Below are 23079 nucleotides of genomic sequence, written 5' to 3' on the forward strand. Positions count from 1 at the left end.
AACACAAAAAATCTTGTAAAATTCACAAGAAAAATAGGGAGTACTCTTGCAATCTTTAACCAAAACCCCGAAAATAGAGAGACAGATATAGAAGATTTCTCTTTGGGAGGATTGGAAAGAACATGTGGGGTGCTCCTTTTTCGGCTCAAGCCAAAAAAATGCTGCTGCTAGGCAGCGGAGAATTGGGTAAAGAGGTCGTGATTGAGGCTGCACGTCTCGGTGTGGAAACGATCGCTGTTGATCGTTATGAGAACGCACCGGCCATGCAAGTCGCACATCGATCTTACTGCATCGACATGTTAGATGGCGAGGCATTGAAACAATTGATCCGTAAGGAACAACCGCATTACATCGTACCTGAGATTGAAGCCATTGCTACTGAGGCATTGCTGGAACTTGAGGAAGAAGGCTTTTGTGTCGTGCCAACGGCTCGCGCCGCTCGTTTGACTATGGATCGCGAAGGCATTCGTCGTCTGGCGGCCGAACAATTGAATCTCCCTACAGCCGCTTATCTCTTTGCGGATAGTTTAGAACAGTTGCAAGAGGCTGTTCGAGAACTAGGTACACCTTGTGTTATCAAACCATTAATGAGTTCATCTGGTAAAGGCCAGAGTGTATGCCATGTACCAGAAGACGCAGCAAACTGTTGGGACATTGCTCTTTCGGGAGCGAGAGGCAAATCTGTTCGCGTTATCGTGGAAAGCTTTGTGAAGTTTGAGAGTGAAATTACGTTACTCACCGTCAGATCGGCATCAGGCACTGTATTTTGTCCGCCGATTGGTCACATTCAGAAAGATGGGGATTATGTCGAATCATGGCAACCTCATGCGATGACATCGGAGCAATGGAAGCAAGCATGTCACATCGCAAAGACGGTTACGGATGAGCTCGGCGGGTACGGCCTTTTTGGCGTTGAACTCTTTCTCACGGCTGATGGAGTGGTGTTCAGTGAAATATCACCACGTCCACATGATACAGGTATGGTTACGATGGTTACACAGGATAATTCAGAGTTCGCGCTTCATGTGCGTGCTATTCTTGGATTTCCCGTCACAGAAGTACATTTGCTGACACCAGGAGCCTCAGCCACGCTGAAGGCCGAAGTCGAAACATCTGATTTCACCATAGGTGGAATTGAAGATGCACTTGCATTACCTCGTACTCAGGTTCGTGTGTTTGGCAAACCTGAAACGAAACAAGGACGCCGAATGGCTGTAGCCCTTAGTGCTGGAACAGATGTGGAAGAAGCTCGTAAAACAGCGGTTCAAGCCGCAAATATGCTGAAAGTGGAGGTAAATCATGTCCAATAATGTGGAGGCCCCTGTACTGATGATCCGAGAGTGTGAACTGCGAGATGCTGAAGCGGTGACAGGATTGATGCGAGAGGTCAGCTATCCGACCACAACCAATGTAATGAAAGAACGCATTGAAGGTTTGGAAAGCAATCCGAACGCGTGCATGCTCGTTGCCGAAGTGGATGAACAGATTATTGGTGTGATTGGATTGCAATGTGTTCAAAGTCATGCCTATCCGGAACCTGCTGCCCAGATTACTTCCTTAATCGTAGGTCAGGAGCATCGCGGTAGCGGAATCGCCCGCCGTCTAATGGCTCGTGCTGAAGACTGGGGCAAAAAGCAAGGTGGTAAGCAATTGTTTGTCACTGGGGCGAATCGTGAAGTTACTTCAACCGCGTATTCCTTCTATGAGCACATTGGCTTCCAGAAAAAAGGCTATCGTTTCAGTAAAGTTCTTTTATAATAGATGAAACGGCATTCAGCAAGTTTGAGCTTGACTGAGTGCCTTTTTTATATGGTGTGCACATCATTATTATTATTATTATTATTGAAAAGACCGACAAGGAGCACCGGTATGTGCGACTTATAAGGCCCGGATACAGCCTACATATATAAACTGTCCAAGGTTGCTTTGAAACAATCAATGATGACAAAAAAGTCATATTTCCAGTATTTACGGGTTCACAATCTCCTGATGAATTGATATACTGCTAGAGTAAACATTACAAATTTGTAATAACTAATTCTAAGGAGATGAATGAATTTGAAGAAGAACTGGATGAAAAAAGTTGTGACAGGCAGTCTGACAGCTGCACTCGCCGTAGGGATTATGCTTCCCGCCTCCGCGTCTGCTGCAGATTCAACATATAAAGCAACGACGGTTACAGCGTATAAAGTGGTTAATGCGGATAGCTTGAAAGCTTATATTGAGCAATGGCTGAAGCAAAACGGTTACAAAGTCTCTGACGGTCAAACGGCTGAGCAACCAATAACACAGCCTGTAACCAAGCCTGAACAACCAGCAACGAAACCTGAGCAACCAAGCACCCCTGCTAAGCCAGTACAAGAAGAGAAACCGGCTACGACCACACCTGCTAAAGATCCTTCAAGCACAGGTAATAATGGCGGCACTCAAAGCACACAATCCGATTTTGCTACACAAGTAGTAAAACTGGTGAACGCAGAACGTGCTAAGGCAGGTCTGGGTGCACTGGCATCCGACGCACTTTTGGACAAGGTCGCTGTAGCTAAAGTTAAAGATATGAGCAACAACAATTATTTTGATCATCAGTCCCCAACGTACGGTTCTCCGTTTGATATGATGAAACAATTCGGGGTAACTTACAGTTACGCTGGTGAAAATATCGCCAAAGGTCAAAAAACACCTCAGGAAGTTGTAACAGCCTGGATGAACAGCGCGGGTCACCGTGCAAACATCCTGAGCAAAAACTTTACGCATATCGGTGTAGGCTACTATAACGGATATTGGGCTCAAGAGTTTATCGGTAAATAAGAGTTAGAAATGAATAATATATAATATTTTATTCAAAAAAAGTCATATGTGCACATGGCCGAAAAGCTGTGTGTGCTGTGGCTTTTTTCCATTTTTTGAGTTGTGAAAATCGCTGATTTCTGAATATAGCGGCAAAATTTGCAAATTAACGACAGAAGACTTATGTTATTTAGAATAAGCAATATCTTGATGTGAAAGCCATTATAAATTATTTGTATCTGACTGGAGATGTGATGGATGAAAAAGAACAAAAATCTTGATTCAGCACCTTGGATCTGGAGAAGTGTAAGCACGATATCCATTGTAGCAACACTGCTGCTGATATTCGGATTTGCTTACGCCATAAAAGATGTTATTTTTCCGCAAGGGGATTCAACGTTAAATGAGGGACAGAAGGCTGCCACTCCAGCTCAAGATGCTCAAAATAGCGGTAATAAAGCGGTTGTAGAAGACGGAAAAATCCGAATGGCTGTTATTGGCGATTCCCTTGCAAGAGGCACGGGGGATGATGAGGGACTTGGATTTGTTAGACGGGCGGCTAATCTGCTCAAAGATGAGGGTAAAGATGTACAGGTACTTAACAATCTGGGAGTAAACGGTCTCCGAACAGATGCCCTATTAAAAAAGCTGGATGAACAAGGGGTTCAATATGTTTTACAGCAGTCCAACTTTATTTTGCTCTCCATCGGTGCGAATGACCTGTTTCAAGGTGGACAGGTTCTTCAAGGTGAAGACCCGCCAACAGCTGAGAAACTGGCTGCAGCCTTGCCAGAAACATCCAAACGACTACAGGAAATTTTGAAAAAAGTAAAAGAAATCAATCCGAATGCCCAGATTGCCTACATCGGATTATATAATCCGTTTGGTAATGTGAAGGAACTGGAGAAGCCGGGCAACGCTGTTGTTGCGGCCTGGAATGATGCGGCGATGTCTATTTTGAACAATGAAGATAACATGACACTTGTGCCAACCTTTGATCTGTTTGAGAATCATTTGGACGAGTATCTTTCATCTGACCACTTCCATCCGAATGGACAAGGTTATCAGCAGATGGCCGTTCGCATAGCGCAGGAATATCATGGGAATAAGCCGGCAGAAGGGAGCGCGAAATAAATGGCAGAGAAGCAGTATGATTCCGTCTTGTCCGTACAACACTTGAAGAAAAAGATTGGACGAAAATGGATTATTAAAGATGTCACTTTTGATGTCAAACCTGGTGAAATTTTCGGTTTTTTGGGACCGAATGGTGCAGGGAAAACAACAACGATTCGTATGCTGGTTGATCTGATTAAACCTACAGAAGGAAAAATTTCGGTCTGTGGTTACGATGTGAATCGTGATCCCGAACGAGCGCTCAAATATGTTGGTTCCATTGTGGAAAATCCTGAGGTATATACATATTTGACCGGATGGGAGAACTTGGAGCACTTTGCCCGGATGCAGCCAGGCGTTGATCATGACCGTATTCAGGAAGTGGTCAATATTGTGCGTTTGGATCAACGTATTCATGATAAGGTTAGGACGTATTCACTTGGTATGCGGCAGCGGCTCGGGATTGCCCAGGCTTTACTTGGAAGACCACGGTTGCTGATTCTGGATGAACCAACGAATGGACTTGACCCCAAAGGGATTAAGGAGTTGCGTGAATTTATCAAGCAGCTTGCCAGTGAGGGAATGGCAGTGTTTGTCAGCAGTCACTTGTTAAGTGAAATTCAGCTGCTCTGTGATCGGGTAGCCATAATCAGTGCCGGGCGTGTGCTCGCAGTTGGTGGTGTGAATGAACTGATCGAAGACCATTCCAAGGTGGCGATATGGCATCTTACGCCTTTTGATGCAGGCCGTCAGATGTTACTCGATAAGGGGATTACGCTGGTTAGCCGCCCCGGTGATGTCATGGATGACACCATTGTTGCAGGGCTTGGTGTGAATGCTGTTGTTGCTGAGATGCATGAAGAGCGGATACCGGAGCTGGTACAGCAGATGGTTGAGGCAGGCATTCAGGTTGAGGGCGTGCAACGGATTCAGCCTACACTTGAACAACTATTCTTAAAAATGACAGAAGGTGAATCCATTGAATAATATCATGCCGCTTATTCGTAATGAGACCATTAAAATGGTCAAGAAGAAACGCCTTTATATTATTTTTATCGTTCTGGCTATCCTTGTACCGATGTTCACGTATGCACAGATGAAATCGGCTCAGAATAATCAAGACAAGTTCGGTGGGGACTGGAGACTTGAATTACAACAGGCGATAACGGATAATCAGAACTCGCTAGGCAGTGATCGGGTTCCCGAGGAATACAAAAAGTACAGAACCGTCTATATCCAGCAGATGCAATACTATCTGGAAAATAACATTAATCCCAAAGAACCAGGCGGTGTGACGTTTACAAGGGAGTTTATGAACAATGCCGTCGGATTGTTTATCCCGCTCTTGATTATGGCGATTGCTTCAGATCTGGTGTCAGGAGAGAGGACGACAGGCACGATCAAAATGTTGCTGACTCGCCCCGTTAGACGGTGGAAAGTGCTTCTTAGCAAACTGATCACATTGATCATGTTTGTCTCGATCATCGTCGTTTCTGCTTATGTGATCTGTTATGTTATATCTGGAGCCGTTTTTGGCTACAAAGGTTTCGGTATGCCTGTATTCACTGGATTTAAAGTTGTCGGCACTGAAGTGGATATGTCTGCTGTTCATGCGGTTAGCCAGTGGCAGTACATGTTGATGCAAGCAGGTTTGATCTGGTTTGTGAGTATCGTCGTGGCAATGCTGGCCTTTATGGTATCGGTTCTTGTTCGCAGTACAGCGGCAAGTATCGTAATTATGATGGCTGCGCTGATTGCGGGAACGATTCTAACCAACATGGCGGCCTCGTGGGAAACGGCGAAGTATTTGTTTATGGTCAACCTGGAACTGCCTGATTATTTGTCCGGCGGATTGCCACCAATTGAAGGCATGAATCTCGGATTTTCCCTTATTGTGCTTAGTGTTTGGGGGATTGCATCACTCATTGTATCATTCCTTGTCTTTACGAAACGGGATATCTTGAATTAAAATGGACAAGGATAAGAAAACATCTGTTTGCATTTCAGGCATTTTGTAGTTTCAAGTTAAGAAGGGGGAGCATGAATGGTCGAGCAAATCGATATGTCGGCAGGTTCGACAGGCGGAGGACAGGGCGCCTCGGGCTACGACGCTGACGACATTCAAGTACTTGAAGGACTGGTAGCGGTTCGGAAAAGGCCGGGGATGTACATCGGCAGCACCAGTACTTCAGGTCTACATCATTTGGTATGGGAGATCGTAGACAACGCTGTCGATGAGCACCTAGCCAAATTCTGCTCCAAAATCGATATCACGCTGCATAAGGACGGTTCTATTACGGTTCAGGATAACGGAAGGGGAATTCCGACTGGCATACATAAAACAGGGATTCCCACTCCCCAGGTCGTGTTTACGATTTTGCACGCAGGCGGTAAGTTCGGTGGATCAGGGTATAAAAAGTCGGGTGGTCTGCACGGTGTAGGGGCTTCGGTCACCAACGCATTGTCAGAGTGGCTTGAAGTCGAAATTTTCCGGGATGGCAAGATTCATCGTCAACGTTTCGAATATTGGCAGGACAAAAAAGGCATCGAACATGTAGGGGAACCCGTAACCGGTCTTGAAGTATTGGGTAATACCAATCGCACAGGCACCAAAGTTACGTTTAAACCGGATATTCGCGTTTTTCAGAATGGAATTCAGTTGAATTATGATACGCTGGCAGAACGCCTTCAAGAGATTGCTTTCCTGAACTCGGGTCTGAAAATTGTGCTGAAGGACGAACGTTCAGGCAACCAGGATGAATTCATGTACGAGGGCGGCGCGAGCCAGTTTGTGGAGTTCTTGAACGAAAATAAAGATGTGCTGCATGACGTTATTCACTTCTATGCGGATAAGGACGATATCGAGGTAGAAGTGGCAATCCAGTATAACGCAGGATATACAGAAACACTTGCTTCCTTTGTCAATTCAATCCCGACCCGTGGTGGGGGAACGCATGAGACCGGATTCAGAGCAGCCTACACCCGTGTAATGAACGACTATGCTCGGCGTACCAGCATGATCAAGGAAAAAGATAAAAATCTGGAAGGCAATGATCTCCGTGAAGGCATGATGGCCGTAATTAGCGTCAAAATGTCCGAAGTTGAATTTGTCGGTCAGACCAAAGATCAGCTCGGAAGTGCTACTGCTCGAAGTGCAGTTGATTCGGTAGTTTCCGAAAATATTCAACGTTTTCTGGAAGAGAACCCGCAGGTTGCACAGACCTTGATTCGCAAAGCTGTGCAAGCGTCCAAGGCGAGAGAAGCTGCGCGGAAAGCCCGTGACGAGATGCGTACAGGGAAAAAGCGTAGTGAAAGTTCTAATTTGAATGGCAAGCTCACGCCAGCGCAATCAAAGGATTTTACACGCAATGAATTGTTTATCGTGGAAGGTGATTCTGCAGGCGGTTCAGCCAAGCAAGGACGGGATTCTAAAATACAGGCGATTCTGCCGTTAAAGGGAAAACCGTTGAATCCGGAAAAATCCAAGCTGGCGGATATTCTGAAAAATGAAGAGTATCGTGCAATTACAGCAGCAATAGGCGCAGGAATCGGAACGGAGTTTGCCGTAGAGGACAGCAATTATTCCAAAATCATCATCATGACGGATGCAGATACGGATGGAGCACATATTCAGGTGCTGTTACTTACGTTCTTTTACCGTTACATGAAACCATTAATTGATGCAGGGAAAGTATATATTGCGCAGCCGCCTTTATATAAACTCACTCGTAAATCCGGCAAGATGGCAACGGTAAGATATGCCTGGACGGATGAAGAACTTGCGAATTATATGAAAGAGTTCGGAAATAATGTCGAGTTACAGCGTTATAAAGGACTTGGTGAGATGAACCCGGATCAACTGTGGGAAACAACGATGAACCCGGAGACACGCGCTATGCTAAAAGTAGAGATTGTGGATGCAGCCAAAGCAGAGCGTCGTGTATCTACACTGATGGGTGACAAAGTAGATCCGCGCAAACGCTGGATTGTAGAGAATGTCGACTTTACAGAGTACGAAGAATAGAAGGTGCTTGGAATGAGTCTATCAGAACAATTTATGCCGGCCTTTCTCGAAGAGGTCGTGGGTGACCGTTTTGGTCGCTACTCCAAATATATTATTCAGGATCGAGCCATTCCCGATGTACGGGATGGATTGAAGCCAGTACAGCGGCGTATTCTTTACGCCATGTACGACTCGGGCAATACACCGGAGAAGCCATATCGTAAATCTGCAAAAACGGTAGGAGACGTTATGGGTAATTATCACCCTCATGGTGACTCCTCGATCTATGAAGGTATGGTGCGGATGGCGCAGCCATGGAAAATGGGCCATATGCTTGTAGACGGGCATGGCAACTGGGGCTCACAAGATGATGATCCCGCTGCAGCTATGCGTTATACAGAGGCTCGTTTATCATCCATTGCGATGGAGATGCTTCGTGATATTGAGAAACGCACTGTACTGTTCAAAGATAACTTTGATAATACAGCCAAGGAACCGGTGGTGTTGCCTTCCCGTTATCCCAATCTGCTCGTCAATGGGGTAAGCGGAATTTCTTCCGGATTTGCAACCGAGATTCCACCGCACAATTTGCGCGAAACGATTGATGCTTGTATTGCTGTAATGGAGAAACCATCCATTGAACTGGACGAAATCATGATGTTCATCAAGGGACCTGATTTTCCAACAGGCGGCTTAATTATGGGCGGCGACGGTATCCTAGATGCATATCGTACAGGTAAAGGACGAATTTACATACGTTCCAAAACCGAAATCGAAAATATGCGTGGCGGCAAGCAGCAGATCGTTATTACGGAGATTCCTTATCAGGTGGTCAAATCCCGTCTTGTTACGGCGATGGAAAACATCCGTCTGGAGAAAAAGGTTGAGGGTATCGCAGAAGTTCGGGATGAAAGTGGACGCGAAGGATTGCGGATTGTTGTTGAGCTGAAAAAAGATGCGGATGCACAAGGGATTTTGGCTTATTTGCTGAAGAAAACCGACCTGCAAGTCACATACAACTTCAATATGGTTGCGATCGTAAACAAAGCGCCGCAACAGCTTGGTCTAAAAGCGATTCTGGAAGCTTATATTGCTCACCAACGCGAAGTAGTAACTTTCCGGACCAAGTATGAGCTGGAGAAAGCGGAAGACCGTGCTCATGTCCTGGAGGGGCTGGTGAAAGCCCTTAACATTCTAGATGAAGTGATTGCAGCGATTAAAGCTTCGAAGAATCGACAGGATGCTCAAAACAATCTGATCTGGATGTTTGGGTTTACGGAACGTCAAGCGGATTCTATTCTCACCTTGCAATTGTATCGTTTGACGAATCTGGAGATTAATTCGCTACAAAAAGAGCTGGATGATCTCATGAAGAAAATTTCACAGCTGCGCTCGATTCTCGATAGTGATCGCAAGCTGATCGGGGTCATTCGTAAAGAACTGCTGGATATCAAAGAGAAGTACGGAATTGAGCGCCGCTCCGCCATTCAGGGTGAAGTAGAGGAACTCAAGGTTAATCTCGAAGTATTGGTCAACGCAGAAGATGTATTTGTGACATTGTCCAAAGAGGGATATGTCAAACGTTCGAGCATGCAGTCCTTCACACGTTCTGGCGGTGAGCGAAGTGCCAGCGGTGTGAAAGAAGGGGATTATATTTCCCAGGTGCTTGAAGTAAACACATTGGAGAATTTGCTTGTCTTCACACAAAAAGGACAATATTTCCTCCTGCCTGTGCATCAGGTGCCGGAGTTTAAGTGGAAAGATCCGGGTACCGCCATTGTCAATGTGATTCCTCTGGCGAAGGATGATCGGATCACCAGTGTGCTGGCGATCAAATCGTTCGAGGAACCAGATCACAGCTTGGTATTTGTAACTCGTAAGGGACAGGTTAAACGTACGGAACTTAAGGAATACATTACAAAACGATCTGGTGCTGTCGCAGCATGTAAAGTCGGTAAAGATGATGAAGTCCTTTCCGTGCATTTAAGCACAGGCGGTAAAGATATCATGCTGATTACGAAAGAAGCGATGGCGATTCGTTTCCGTGAGGATGAAGTGAATCCGATGGGACGTGTCTCTGGTGGTGTTCGCGGTATTCAATTGAAAGATACGGATGAAGTGGTCTCTGTACTTTGGGTAGAGGGAGATGAGGGAGAGGTAGCTGTATTGAGTGACCTCGGTTATGGTAAACGATCCTTGCTTCTGGACTATGCCCCGCAGAGCCGTGGTGGTAAAGGCGTGGTTACCTTTGAATTCAAGGAAGGTAAACGTGTTAAGCCAAATGGTAGCCGTATTGCAGGTGCATTCTACTGTAAAGAGCAACGTCAGTTGACGGTGATGACCAAAGAGGGACAAGCCCGCACGATCTCATCCGAGAGCGTTCCACTTACAGAACGTAAACATATCGGTAAATTACTTGTTTCTGTGGAGAAACAGGACGAAATCACCGAGCTGATTCAGGACTTTAATGAGAATCAACCGGGAACAACCTCCTAAAAAAAATAAAAGACTCTTTACTGGCAGTGCTGATTCTGTCGGGTGAAGAGTCTTTTTTTGTTGTTCTTGGGCGGATGAGAAGTGCGTACTCAAGCGAAGTTTAACAACCTTCGTCGATTACAGTCGATCGCTGGGAAATTGAAAAAATGTAGCAGGAATGCGGCTTTGAAGCGCGAAAACTTAAGCAAATGAAATGATTATTCGTTGCCAGGAGGAGTGATGTTCGATGTATAATACCGATTTCGCTAAATGCTGGTCCAGATTAACCAAAGATTATAAATTGCATATGGATCAGGAATTAGCCCCTTCGTTAACAGAGGCACAGCTTGCCGTGCTGGAGGTACTCGAAGATCATGAAAAGATGAAACCATCTGATCTGATTCCATTTCTTGCGACAACACCTGCTGCCGTAACGATGTTATTGGATCGTATGGAGAAAAATGGCCTCATATGCAGAGTTCGTGATGATCAGGACAGGCGGATTGTATGGGTTTCATTATCCGATAAGGGCAGAATGGAAACCAAGCGCGGTGTCACGATCCGCAATGAATTTATGAATTCCGTACTGAGCAACATCTCCATGCACAATCAACAATTGCTTGTATATCTGCTTGGGAAAATGACCGCACCCAAAACGAACGTGCAAGAGCCGGCTTTAACGAGTTCAGGATAAACGAAGCAAACTTTAACCGTGAATTGAATGTAGTGAATAAATCTGATGATGTTAAAAAACAAAACGAATATTTAATAAGCATAAATAAGCATACTTCTGGTTCTTAAGCCTAGGAGTATGCTATTTTGTTTTTTCTATTTTGTATTGTTATTAGACACTTTTCTTTTGTATGGCCACTTGGACTGAAACTCATTTTTCTATCGGGTTATGGTTTATAGAGAAAACACATTGACAACTAAATTATAATATCGTAATATTACGATATAGCGATTAAGGAGGAGTCATTTTGGAGTTACCTGCGTTTGATCGGAATCAATTAAAACAGTTTGACGAGCCAGCAGAGTTTCTTAAAGCGTTGTCGCATCCCGTGCGTTTATGTATCGTCCGTGGACTGATGCGCAAAAAGAAATGTAATGTTTCATATATGCAGGAATGCCTGGATCTCCCGCAGTCGACGGTGTCACAGCATCTGCAAAAGCTTCGCAGTGCGGGTATCGTTGCTACGGAGCGAAATGGCCTTGAAGTCAATTACGTACTGGCTGATTCTCGCGTGGAGCAGTTAGTCATGATTTTATTTGAAAAGGATGGTTGCGAAGATGAATAAACGTAAAAAGGTGTTAATTGTAGGAGGTGTCGCAGGGGGGGCATCTGCTGCTGCACGCCTCCGCCGTCTGGACGAACATGCTGAGATTGTTATGTTTGAAAAAGGCCCATATATCTCATTTGCCAACTGTGGATTGCCTTATTACATCGGAGGTACGATTGAAGAACGGGCGCGGCTGCTCGTACAGACACCGAAGGGTATGGAGGATCGTTTTAATATCGATGTCCGTACACAAAGTGAGGTTATCGCTGTTGATCCTAGTAAAAGAAGCGTGCAGGTACGTAGTGCCGAGCGTGGTTTATACGAGGAAAACTATGATGAATTAATTTTGTCTCCTGGTGCTCGGCCGCTTGTGCCTGATCTGCCCGGCAAAGAGAATCCATTGATATATACCGTGCGGAACATTCCGGATATTGATCGAATCAAAGAACAGGTTAATTCGCATAACAACCAAAGTTCGATTGTTATTGGTGGTGGTTTTATTGGTGTAGAGATGGCTGAAAATTTGAAGGAAGCTGGGCTGGATGTAACTTTGATTGAGGGGAATGATCAGCTGTTAACCCCGTTTGATCCGGAATTGGCAGCTACGCTAGCTCAAGAGATGGAGCAGAACGGAGTAAAGCTTTTATTTTCACAGCGGGTTCAGGGCTTCCGTTCAATGGATCAAGGTATCGGTGTGGAATTGTCGGACGGCACTGTACTAGCTGCTGATCTGGTCATTCTGGCCATTGGAGTTGTACCAGATACTTCATTTTTGCAGGACAGCGGGGTGTCTCTCGGTTCGCGCGGACACATTCTAGTCAATGACAAAATGGAGAGCAGTATTCCGCATATCTATGCCGTGGGCGATGCCATCGAGGTGAAGGATTACATTCATGGCACACAGACAGCTATTCCGCTTGCTGGTCCTGCGAACAAACAGGGACGTATCGTAGCGGATCAGATTGCGGGTCTTCCAACCACCTATAAAGGAACTCAGGGTACATCAATTATTAAAGTGTTTGGTTTGACCGGGGCATCTACTGGCAGTAATGAAAAAACGCTCAAACGAATGCAGAAAGACTATCGAAGTGTTATCGTACACCCCGCATCTCATGCTTCCTATTATCCCGGTTCCAGTGCAGTTGCATTGAAATTACTCTTTGCTCCGGATGGTAAGATTCTAGGTGCGCAAGCTGTTGGTTACGAAGGTGTGGACAAACGAATTGACGATATTGCAGTGGCGATTCACTTCGGAGGAAATGTAAGAGATCTTACGGAACTGGAACTCAGTTATGCGCCGCCATACTCGTCTGCAAAAGACCCGGTTAATATGGTCGGATATGCTGCCGAAAACATCCTGGACGAACGAGTGCATTCTTACACGTACGATCAACTTGCAGAACGAGACCCTGCCCAGTCCATTTTAGTGGATGTTCGAAGTGATCTGGAACACCGTAACGGGAACATCGCTGGCTCTCTATCCATTCCGGTGGATGAGCTTCGTCAGCGGCTTGGAGAGCTTGATGTAACCAAAGAAATCTGGGTTTATTGTCAGGTTGGACTTCGTGGTTATACCGCTACACAAATTCTACGTCAGCATGGCTATCAGGTGAAAAATTTAAGCGGAGGCTACAAAACCTACCGTCAGGCTCAATTCAAACCAGCAGCTGTATTAAGTAGAAGTAGCCACGATGACAACAATAGGAATGACAATAAAGAAACACAAGAAGAGCAGGGGAGAATTCTGATGAATGGTAATGGAGATGCAAACAAAGGAGCAGGAGAAGATACATCTAGGGAGCTCCACATTGATAATGAACTGAACGTATGTGGTTTGAGCTGCCCTGGCCCGCTAATCGAGGTTAAACAAAAAATGGATCAGTTGGCAGACGGACAGACCCTGCGGGTGAAGGCTTCCGATCCGGGATTTTATGAGGATGTAAAAGCTTGGGCAACGATGTCAGGATCTGACGTGCTGAAGCTGGAGCGAGACAAGGGCGGCGTGATTGAAGCGGTTTTAGCCAAGAATACTTCACCTGTCACAAGCGGTTCACAGCAATTTGAAAAAGCAAGTACCATGGTTGTATTCAGTGGTGATCTCGATAAGGCTATCGCCTCCTTCATTATTGCCAATGGAGCTGCAGCCAGCGGGCGGAAAGTTACGATGTTTTTCACCTTCTGGGGTTTAAACATTATTCGAAAACAAGAGATGCAACAGGCACCCGTAAAAACAGGCATGGCCCGTATGTTTAATCTGATGTTGCCGAGCAACAGTCTGAAGCTGGGACTTTCCAAGATGAATATGTTTGGTGCAGGGCCGAAGATGATTCGAGGGTTAATGAAAAAAAATAATGTCGCTTCGCTGGAACAACTCATGCAATCGGCAATCGCTCAAGGGGTTGAGATCGTAGCTTGCCAGATGTCGATGGATCTGATGGGCATACAACGTGAGGAATTGATTGATCAGGCCGTCATCGGCGGCGTGGGATACTATCTCGGACAGGCAGACCAGGCGAACCATAATTTGTTTATCTAAGAAGTGTATTGATTAAAAGCGTAAACCGATCTTATTTTCAAACTTTTCAAATGTATTAACCTAATTAAACCTCTATTTCATTTCAAGTGGAATGGAGGTTTTCTACATTTACATGATGATGAAACAACGTCGAAGAAGAAGTGCAGGGTTGCATAATCTTATCGTTCAGGGAAAAGCTACAAGCAAACTGATTAGCTGCTGCTGGGCTTGCTTATATAATGTATATATCAAATATAATATGTCTCAATATTATTTTCTTAAAATCATATGTAAAGAGTTGACTATGTAAATATTTTTGTTATAATAAGTAATTGTTCCCCTGATATTTCGTGTACGAAATATTATATTCCATAAGTAAAAGGGTGAAACAATGACGGATACGTACGAAGTATTTTACATTATCAATTCATTTCGACAAGTGAATCAGATGCTTTTCCGGGCATTCTGGAATGAAAACAAGGATATCGAGTTGACCTCGATCCAGTTTATGGTGTTATCCATCCTTAAGGAGCGACCTGCTCTTGGCATTAACGAGATTGCTGATCTGTGCCATATGGGGAGTAGTTCGATGAGCGCTGTTGTAGAACGTCTCGTGAAGGGCGAGTACATCGTGCGGACACGATCTGATGCAGATCGTCGCTCTGTGGTGCTACAGATTACAGCCAAAGGGGAAAAGGCTCAGCAGGAGACACAACAGCTCTGGATGGAGCGGGTATCACCTATACTGGAAATTTCGAAGGAAGACTTAGAGCACCTGCTTCGCATTCATAGTCTGATGATTGAAAAGTTACAAGGAAGAGAGATGAACAACTTATGAGCGCAACCACTGCTACAGCTCCATCTTCTGCGATGGACAACATCAAGAAAGGCCCCATTGTAGCGGCCTTGTTAATTGGTGCCTTTGTGGCATTTTTGAACCAGACCCTGATGAACGTGGCTCTTCCTAAAATTATGGAAGACCTCGGTATCGGGCCGAACAAAGCCCAGTGGCTTACTACGGGTTATATGCTTGTCAACGGGGTATTAATCCCGGTAACGGCTTATTTGATTGCCAAGTTTTCGACACGGCAAATTTTTATAACCGCCATGACCTTGTTTACCATTGGTACGCTGGTTTGTGGAATCAGTCCGAACTTTTCTATTCTTATGGTCGGTCGTGTCATTCAAGCCGCAGGCGCCGGTATTCTGATGCCGCTGATGACCGTTGTATTTCTGACCATCTTCCCGATTGAGAAGCGTGGCCAAGCAATGGGAACGATGGGGATTGCGATGATCCTGGCACCAGCGATTGGACCTACATTGTCCGGTTATATCGTTGAGCACTATTCCTGGAGATTGTTGTTCTACATCATTTTGCCATTCTCCGTGATCGCAACAGCAATTGGTATTGCTTTTGTTAAAAACGTAACACGTCAGTCCAAGCCGAAACTGGATTCCATCGGCGTTATTTTATCTACACTTGGTTTTGGTAGCTTGCTGTATGGATTCAGTGATGCCGGTACAGACGGATGGGGAAGTGCCGTTGTCATCAGTTGCCTGGTTGTTGGCGCTATTTCCCTGATTCTGTTTGTTATTCGTCAGTTGACGACGGATCATCCGCTTTTGGAGTTCCGTATTTTCAAGTACAATATGTATACCTTAACAACCATTATTAATATGCTTGTTACGATGGCGATGTTTGCAGGTATGATCTTGCTCCCTATCTTTTTGCAAAATATTCGTGGCTTCTCACCGATTGAATCCGGCTTGCTTATGATGCCAGGTGCCATTTTAATGGGAATCATGTCCCCGATCACAGGTCGTATTTTTGATAAAGTCGGTGCACGCTGGCTGTCCGTTGCAGGTCTGGCCATTACAGCCATTACCACATGGGGGCTTAGCCGTTTGGCTGTTGATACTACGTATGGATACATGATGTTTATCTACACTGCTCGTATGTTCGGTATGTCGATGCTGATGATGCCGATTCAGACGGCTGGTCTGAATCAGCTCCCTCAACGCCTTAATGCACATGGTACAGCAATGTCTAATACACTGCGTACTGTGGCAGGTGCGATTGGTACAGCGATTCTTGTAACGATCATGAGCAGCAAGCTCAAGTCGCATCTGGCAGAAACGATGGCTACGGGTACAGTTGACCCGAACAACAAAACAGCGATGCTGGCTGCTACAGCAGATGCAACGATCTATGGTGTTAACTATGCCTTTACTGTGGCAACCTATATGACGATTGCAGCCCTGATTATGGCGTTCTTCATCCAGAAAACGAAGCCGGCTACGGAGCCAGCAAACGCGGAGAAAGAAAAAGCCAAAAAAGTAGCAACAGCTTAAATTAGCTTGAAATTGTAACAAAAAGAAGAGAAAGAGAACTCTCGACTGCCAGTAGGACACATCTTCTACGGCAACGAGAGTTCTCTTCTTTTGTTTTGCAAACGACATATCACTAAGCAAACGAAAGAATATGTTGTCACTCATTTTCATCTTTAATTGAAGTCAAATCATGCAGCAGCAAGTCTGGATCAGGTTCATGGCCGAAACGTTGGAGGTCTATGCTCCCACCGAGCTGGAATTCCACACCTTCACTGACAAGCTCGGTTTCCTGCATCATGCGTGATTCTTCATCGGTTATGGCAATTTGTCCTTTGGCATTGACGACCCGATGCCAGGGTAAGCGTTCCTTCCGGCTCATGGAGTGCAGAATACGAACGACCTGTCTCGCCGCCCTTGGGCTTCCAGCGCAGGCTGCAATCTGTCCATACGTCATTACCTTTCCCTCAGGGATCCCCGCAATAATAGCGACAACCTGTTTTGTGAACGGGGTCATGAATATCGGCTCCTGTCTTTAAAGATTAAATATTGAACGCAGATAGAAAAGTTGTTATATGATTTTTCGATTAAAAAAGTGCCGCCCGGATGTAGCATCCGAACGACACGTTACAGGTGCAGAGAGCTGCTGCTTCTAGTTCATCCAATCTGCTTATATGCAGTTTATATCTTCAATGTGAAAGCTTTTTCGTATATATCCAAAGGCCACTCAGCCCATGGAAATTCTCGTGCAGGCAAGGACTGCAACACAACTTCCTCTTTGGTAACAGGGTGGGGAAGAGCTGCAATGACAGACCATAATGCGATCTGTTGCCCCGGTTTGTTTATTCTGGCACCATACTTCTGATCTCCGAATAGTGGACAGCCGGCTTCTTTCATCTGCACACGTATCTGATGGGATCGACCTGTATGAAGCTCAATATGCACAAGGCTGTAACGATCGGTTTCTCCAATGACCTTGTAATCTAGAATGGCATCTTTACCGCCAGGTGTACCTTGGGGTACAGCGGTTACGGTGTTCGTTTTGCTGTCTTTCAGTAGCGTGTGCTTCAACGTGCCTTGACGCGCTGGCAACTTGCCATGAACAACAGCTGCATAGATTTTACGGAAGTGACGTCCACGTACGGTCTCGGACAATCGGGAAGCCGCTTTGGAGGTTTTGGCAAAGATCATGGCACCACCAACCGGGCGATCCAGACGATGCACCAGTCCCAGATATACGTTGCCAGGTTTATTATAACGTTCTTTCAGATCTTGTTTGAGTAAAGTGAGCAGATCCGGATCACCAGATGCATCTTCCTGCGTAGGGACATTCACCGGCTTCGTGATCCCTAACAGATGATTATCTTCATACAGAATCTCGATATCTCCGCTTTTTTGCGCATCATGGGACATCATCAGGACTCCCAGCGGCCCAAAATACCGCAAGGCAGATCCAGACCGCTACGTGTAATCGGCAGCCCGATTTCTCCGGCAGTAATCTCTCCACCATACTTGGCAGACATCGTCATCGTCAGCATGTTTCGTAATACCGTTGAAGAGATACCTGTGGTATAAGAGTTCACCAGCATAAACAACGGATTGTCCGAAAGAATTGTCATACAGGATTTCAGGAAAGGATAGAGGTTTTCCTCCAGTTTCCATGTTTCACCGTTCGGGCCACGTCCGTAAGAAGGCGGGTCCATAATAATCGCATCGTATTTGTTACCGCGGCGCTGCTCGCGTTGTACAAATTTGAATACATCATCTGTGATGAATCGAACTGGCCGGTCAGCAAGTCCGGACAATTGAACATTTTCTTTCGCCCATTGAACCATGCCTTTGGCTGCATCGCAGTGTACAACAGAAGCGCCAGCGTATGCCGCTGCTACGGTTGCTCCGCCGGTGTAGGCGAATAGGTTCAGGACAGAGATGGGGCGTCCTGCATTCGAAATTTTATCCATCATCCAGCTCCAGTTGGCAGCTTGTTCAGGGAACAATCCGGTGTGTTTGAAGCTTGTCGGTTTAATATGGAATTTCAGGTTTTCATATCCGATCGTCCAGCGCTCAGGAATGGGTTTTTTCATATCCCAGCTTCCACCGCCAGAAGAGCTGCGGTGATAGTGACCGTGAGCTTGGCGCCATTCATGGGTTTCTTGTTCAAGCGGCCAGATGATCTGTGGATCAGGTCTGCGCAAGATGACATCTCCCCAGCGCTCCAGCTTCTCGCCGCCTCCCGTATCGATAACTTCATAGTCTTTCCAGTTCTTAGCTACGTACATAGTGGTTTATCCATCCTTCAAAATTCATTTGGATACTATTGTACAACAAAAAAGGGGCTGTACGCCAGTTAGCCTCAGGGGATTGGGGCAATGTACGGATGAATTTCGACACATCATAAAATCAAAATCTGAATAAATTTAATTTGACAATGATAATCATTATCACTTATGATTTTGATATTGCACTATGCAATCTATTCAGAACGTATTTTAAGCAAATTTAATCCATATAACGAAACCAAAGCGAGGGACAATAGATGGCTAAATGGTTAGTGGCATATGCCAGTATGACAGGCAACACGGAAGAGATTGCGGAACTCATTGTGGAAGGCATTACAGCAAGTGGTCATGAGACTGACTTGAAATCTGTAACCGACTTTAATGCTGCAGAAGTTCTGAATTATGATGGTTTTATGATTGGTGTTTACACATGGGGAGATGGTGAACTGCCGGATGAATTCCTGGACTTCTATGAAGAACTGGATGAGCTTGATCTGAATGGAAAGAGAGCCGCTGTTTTCGGAAGCGGAGACACGTCCTATGAACAATTTTGCGGGGCAGTTGATCTTACAGCGGAGAAGCTGAAGGAACGCGGGGCGGAAGTATCACCAGAGAAGTTAAAGATTGAATACAGTCCGCTGGAGCAGGAAAAAGAAACATGCCGGGATTTCGGCAGACGTTTTGTTACTGCTGGTGCGGAGGTATCCTGATCGAAATGCTACAGCGTGATGGCTATACAGCAAGGGTCCAAGGTAGCAATGAGCTCCCCGAACGTTTGCTTGAGGACTATAAGCTAGAAGAGATGCTGCGCAGCCCGGACCGGTTTATCCGCCCTGAACCTTCGGCCGAGCAACGTCCAACGCTACAATGGAGACATCGTGTACAATATGCGGTGAGCCATGCCATTAATCATTTTTATAGTGTAGACCCTGACGTACGCAAAGAAATTCCGATTCAATATGTACTCGAAAAATGGTGGCCTAGAAAAACAGACGGTTTTGATTCCGTTCTCCATTATTGGGATGTAAAGCACAAAATGATCGATGAACTGTCGCTGGCCATTGCAGCGAATGATGACTTGAAGCGGCCTGTAATCTTATTTGAACAATGGAAAACAGAAATACCTTCTTTACAGATGTCTTTGTCCGTCATCTTTCAGGCGGCTTGGCAGCCAGAAGGCTGGGATGCACTGCTTGTTCAGAAATATATGGTGGTCCATGATGCGAACGTTGTTGAAGCCTTTCAGCATATGGTCAGTGTGTTTTGCTGGGAAGCATTTGGCAAGTTGCCAGGCATGATTGAGATTTACTGCCTGCTGGAAGGGCGGAAGATCAGGTATATACCAGGTCGCCAATCATTACAGCGTTCAATGGATTATATCCGTCTTGTTCGGGACAGCATTCCCAGAGCCAAGGAGCAAGAATCAGAGCACTTTACCGCAAGGGATAAGATCCGTGTGCATGAAGAAGTGGATCGATGGAGAGCGCAAGGGACGAAGCCTCAAAAAACATGGTTGATGTAATATTTGAAGCTTAGTTGATAGCGCCTATCTCAGAGGAGGGAATACAGGTGATGACGTTATTCAGGCAAGATACCGGGAATGGAAAAAGAAGAGCAGGAACATGTGAGTTCAGCTCCATGCCTGTACCTCAAGCTGTCATAAGAAAGCTGCTGGATGAAGCTGATCCATCTTTATATGTTATGAGTCCGGCACCCTGGCGTTTTATGCTATTTTCCGGTGAAGGGCGACAGCTCTATATGGAAGCTGTAAGGCAGAGTTATCCGCCTCATCTTGCAGATTCTCACGGGAGCTGGGCTGCGTATCAATATACGGAAGCGATCCCAGCTCATTTGGTGGTGGTTGCCCCCGGCAATTCCCCAGAGGATCATGTCTTGCCTGCAAAGGCGTGGAGCAAACGATTCTGCATTCTAGCTGCTGAACAGGGAGTACACGCCGTCTGGAAGATGAATGATTATCAGCAGCATCCTGTATTTATGAACTTGATGGGACTTACATCGAGCGAAAGAGTGCTTGGCGTATTTCACATTGGTTACGGTGAGCAATGTGGATTACCCAGTGTGGCAACAGGCAGACCTGCGTCTGAACTCATGACGGTATATGACCATTTGGTGTGAAGGGCAACGAGCTTGACAGCTTCGTTGCCGGGGTGCGCTTACTGAATTTGATTCAGTGAATGTTACCGTGCAAGGTTTCCGAGGAACTGACGAACACGTTCTCGCTGAGAGAGGTCCTGAGAACTTGCTTTATATAAGCGATTCGAAACGGTAATGGTGTTACCAAAGAAAAATCGTTCAAACTGAGTCTGTCTGCCCCCAAATGAACCTGCACCAAGTTCCCAGATCAGGCGGAAGAGTGCGTTTCGTTCTTTGGACTCCATGTCGGATCCTTTGAGGTAGACGTTTAAAGAGTCCGCCGGCCCGGACTGAAAATCCTCTTCCTGAGGAACCATGATCATTCCGCTGGAACTGAGCAACTGTAAAATCTCGATCATTTCAGGATATAGTTTCGGATACAGAAGATTGGCGGCCATGAGCGGTTTGGGAGCTGGCAGGACATATCCTCTTCCGTCCGGTATTGCGCCTGCCTCAGAAGCTAGGACTAGTGCTTTTAAGGATTCAAGACTTGCGAGAGCACGTGCGGTTTTTTCTATAACATGCGCCTCATTCGACAGATCCAGCGTATCGGTTAGTAGTTGAATCGTGCCGAGTATAAATTCGGTTTTGGCAATATAACGACATAACACCTGATGCCCTGCATGGATATGGAAGTTACTACCACTGAAAAGTGTCGAAGACATCTGCTCATGACCTGCAAAAAAAATGCGGTTATGTGGCACAAGCACGTGGTCAAAGATGACGATATTGTCCATTTCCTCATATCTGGAGCTTAAAGGGTAATTGTACTTGGATTCGGCTGCATACGTATCTCGGCAGATCAGAGTAATGCCAGGCAGATCATTAGGAACAGCAAACGAAAAAGCAAATGGATTTTCATCATCAAAAGGTGCAGGAGAAGGCGATGGATAGACAAAAATTTCATCCGAAGTAGCGGCCTGTGTGGCCATCATAAACGCCCCATTGATAATGAGTCCTTCATCAGTCCGATCGACAACCTTGGCAGCAATAGCATCTTCAGTAGCGTCCAGTTGTCCTGAAATTTTACTCGCATGTGGTTGAATAAAGGCGTGGGATAGCGTAATGTCATGATCGCGGCAATAGGCATAGTAATTTCTCAGATTTTCAGCATATTGTGGGGAAAGATCGTTTAACAAGTCGGCAGCCGTAAAAAACGCCATAATCGCTGTGTTCATGTAATCGGGTGAGCGTCCCAAAAAACCGTGATGAGCCTGAGCCCATATCGTCATTGCTTCACGGCGTTTGCGGAGATCGTTGATGCTGGTTGGAGGCAGGAAGGACATGCCTACAGGCTTTCCATCGGTAGGAGAGGGATACGTCATAAGTTCTGTAAGCTGTGGATCATACTGCAGGTCATACATATTCATTTGAGTTTTCATCAAACCGGAGAAGGCGATGTGCTCCGAGCGTTTAGCGGTAAGCAGTTCTCCTTTATACCAACAGGGAACGGTCTGAGCGTTAATTCGTTCACAATACTGCATGCCGGTTTTAGCGGGCATAGTTCTTCACCTCTTGGTCATGGTTCATGAGCACATTTATTTCTATCCTATACTACGTGAAGTTGTTGTCTGATGTGCTACGGACCATGGGTGAAAAATTAGCAACTAGGGCTTGATAATAATTATCATTCTTGCTACAATAAACAAAGAAAAAGGAACCCGAGTGGGGCTCCTTGGAATAAAGCAGATTCTTTTATTTAACTTCAAACGTTTTACAGTCTGTTTCAGCAGACTCGCTTGCTTCTTTGGAAGCGTGGCTCACGATGTAGATGGAAGAAGCATTACATTTGTTTTCTTGAGCCCAGTGACGACAGGAGTTTACTTCACACAATACGTCTTTTGCCATGATTGTTAACCTCACTTTTAGTTGGATTTACATTCGTTGGTATAAAGATCCGGATTCGCAAGTTGCCGCTTGAGAATCTGGAACAATTTTCACGCTCTCATGAATTTGGAGGGCTTATTTGTGTTATACACAACGATGCACTTTCAGAATAGCAAATTTTGCTTTCCCATGCAACCGAATGGCGGCTCAGGAGACATTCGGTTGCAGATCAGGAGTTTGACCTTTGCAAAGTGGCATATGTATGATATTGTTTAATAGTAAATATTACGATTAAAAGAAAAGAAACGAAAAATCAGC

The 23079-nt window shown here is 45.5% G+C and carries 21 protein-coding genes; 16 read left to right on the forward strand and 5 right to left on the reverse strand.

Going from position 1 to position 23079, the window contains the following annotated elements; translation table 11 throughout:
* Positions 1-122: 122 nt before the first annotated feature.
* From purT to ABIE27_RS08315, 13 genes are all read left to right on the forward strand, one after another.
* A complete protein-coding gene (purT, locus tag ABIE27_RS08255) occupies positions 123-1310 on the forward strand; it encodes a formate-dependent phosphoribosylglycinamide formyltransferase (protein ID WP_123066082.1) in 1188 nt (395 codons plus the stop codon).
* The gene (locus tag ABIE27_RS08260) at positions 1300-1758 is read left to right on the forward strand and encodes a GNAT family N-acetyltransferase (RefSeq protein WP_123066083.1); all 459 of its coding nucleotides are present in this window, start codon (positions 1300-1302) and stop codon (positions 1756-1758) included. The genes purT and ABIE27_RS08260 overlap by 11 nt, the downstream gene beginning before the upstream one ends.
* 294 nt (positions 1759-2052) lie before the next feature.
* Positions 2053-2808, forward strand: coding sequence for a CAP domain-containing protein (locus ABIE27_RS08265; protein WP_123066084.1), 756 nt, complete (start codon positions 2053-2055; stop codon positions 2806-2808).
* Between the two features lie 237 nt (positions 2809-3045).
* The gene (locus tag ABIE27_RS08270; protein WP_123066085.1) at positions 3046-3921 is read left to right on the forward strand and encodes a GDSL-type esterase/lipase family protein; all 876 of its coding nucleotides are present in this window, start codon (positions 3046-3048) and stop codon (positions 3919-3921) included.
* A complete protein-coding gene (locus ABIE27_RS08275; protein ID WP_123066086.1) occupies positions 3922-4887 on the forward strand; it encodes an ABC transporter ATP-binding protein in 966 nt (321 codons plus the stop codon).
* Complete coding sequence (locus ABIE27_RS08280) at positions 4880-5869, forward strand: ABC transporter permease (protein WP_429350302.1); 990 nt, start codon at positions 4880-4882, stop codon at positions 5867-5869. Before ABIE27_RS08275 ends, ABIE27_RS08280 begins: the two co-directional genes overlap by 8 nt.
* Before the next feature lie 75 nt (positions 5870-5944).
* The gene (gene parE / locus ABIE27_RS08285; protein ID WP_123066088.1) at positions 5945-7924 is read left to right on the forward strand and encodes a DNA topoisomerase IV subunit B; all 1980 of its coding nucleotides are present in this window, start codon (positions 5945-5947) and stop codon (positions 7922-7924) included.
* 12 nt (positions 7925-7936) lie between these two features.
* A complete protein-coding gene (gyrA, locus tag ABIE27_RS08290) occupies positions 7937-10399 on the forward strand; it encodes a DNA gyrase subunit A (protein ID WP_123066089.1) in 2463 nt (820 codons plus the stop codon).
* A gap of 226 nt (positions 10400-10625) precedes the next feature.
* Complete coding sequence (locus ABIE27_RS08295; RefSeq protein WP_123066090.1) at positions 10626-11072, forward strand: MarR family winged helix-turn-helix transcriptional regulator; 447 nt, start codon at positions 10626-10628, stop codon at positions 11070-11072.
* Between the two features lie 286 nt (positions 11073-11358).
* On the forward strand, positions 11359-11676 hold the full coding sequence (locus ABIE27_RS08300) for an ArsR/SmtB family transcription factor (protein WP_123066091.1): 318 nt from the start codon (positions 11359-11361) through the stop codon (positions 11674-11676).
* Positions 11669-14194: an FAD-dependent oxidoreductase gene (locus ABIE27_RS08305; protein ID WP_429350303.1), complete on the forward strand. Its 2526-nt coding sequence runs from the start codon at positions 11669-11671 to the stop codon at positions 14192-14194. Before ABIE27_RS08300 ends, ABIE27_RS08305 begins: the two co-directional genes overlap by 8 nt.
* A gap of 370 nt (positions 14195-14564) precedes the next feature.
* Positions 14565-15011: a MarR family winged helix-turn-helix transcriptional regulator gene (locus ABIE27_RS08310; protein ID WP_123066093.1), complete on the forward strand. Its 447-nt coding sequence runs from the start codon at positions 14565-14567 to the stop codon at positions 15009-15011.
* A complete protein-coding gene (locus ABIE27_RS08315) occupies positions 15008-16525 on the forward strand; it encodes a DHA2 family efflux MFS transporter permease subunit (protein WP_429350304.1) in 1518 nt (505 codons plus the stop codon). Before ABIE27_RS08310 ends, ABIE27_RS08315 begins: the two co-directional genes overlap by 4 nt.
* A gap of 136 nt (positions 16526-16661) precedes the next feature.
* On the opposite strand, the gene ABIE27_RS08320 is transcribed toward ABIE27_RS08315, so the two are convergent.
* The 3 genes from ABIE27_RS08320 to ABIE27_RS08330 all read right to left on the reverse strand — a co-directional run bounded on the left by ABIE27_RS08320 (position 16662) and on the right by ABIE27_RS08330 (position 18780).
* Positions 16662-17018, reverse strand: a complete 357-nt coding sequence (locus ABIE27_RS08320) for an MGMT family protein (protein WP_429350305.1) — start codon at positions 17016-17018, stop codon at positions 16662-16664.
* Between the two features lie 164 nt (positions 17019-17182).
* Positions 17183-17914 (reverse strand): RluA family pseudouridine synthase, encoded by a 732-nt coding sequence (locus tag ABIE27_RS08325; RefSeq protein ID WP_123066096.1) that lies wholly within the window; start codon positions 17912-17914, stop codon positions 17183-17185.
* Positions 17915-17916: 2 nt separating this feature from the next.
* A complete protein-coding gene (locus tag ABIE27_RS08330) occupies positions 17917-18780 on the reverse strand; it encodes a class I SAM-dependent methyltransferase (RefSeq protein ID WP_123066097.1) in 864 nt (287 codons plus the stop codon).
* Between the two features lie 257 nt (positions 18781-19037).
* On the opposite strand from ABIE27_RS08330, the gene ABIE27_RS08335 reads away from it, so the two are divergent.
* Genes ABIE27_RS08335 through ABIE27_RS08345 form a run of 3 tightly spaced genes read left to right on the forward strand, consistent with a single transcriptional unit; the run spans position 19038 to position 20916 of the window.
* Positions 19038-19490, forward strand: a complete 453-nt coding sequence (locus ABIE27_RS08335; RefSeq protein ID WP_123066098.1) for a flavodoxin — start codon at positions 19038-19040, stop codon at positions 19488-19490.
* Complete coding sequence (locus ABIE27_RS08340) at positions 19439-20302, forward strand: hypothetical protein (RefSeq protein WP_429350306.1); 864 nt, start codon at positions 19439-19441, stop codon at positions 20300-20302. The genes ABIE27_RS08335 and ABIE27_RS08340 overlap by 52 nt, the downstream gene beginning before the upstream one ends.
* A gap of 50 nt (positions 20303-20352) precedes the next feature.
* Positions 20353-20916, forward strand: a complete 564-nt coding sequence (locus ABIE27_RS08345) for a nitroreductase family protein (protein ID WP_123066100.1) — start codon at positions 20353-20355, stop codon at positions 20914-20916.
* Positions 20917-20978: 62 nt separating this feature from the next.
* Here the strand turns inward: ABIE27_RS08345 and ABIE27_RS08350 are convergent, their stop codons facing one another.
* Positions 20979-22436, reverse strand: coding sequence for a 4-hydroxyphenylacetate 3-hydroxylase family protein (locus ABIE27_RS08350; protein ID WP_123066101.1), 1458 nt, complete (start codon positions 22434-22436; stop codon positions 20979-20981).
* Between the two features lie 193 nt (positions 22437-22629).
* A complete protein-coding gene (locus tag ABIE27_RS08355; protein WP_090917035.1) occupies positions 22630-22782 on the reverse strand; it encodes a DUF1540 domain-containing protein in 153 nt (50 codons plus the stop codon).
* Positions 22783-23079: the final 297 nt, after the last annotated feature.

The sequence above is a fragment of the Paenibacillus sp. 4624 genome (assembly GCF_050435065.1).
Taxonomy (GTDB): Bacteria; Bacillota; Bacilli; order Paenibacillales; family Paenibacillaceae; genus Paenibacillus; species Paenibacillus amylolyticus_D.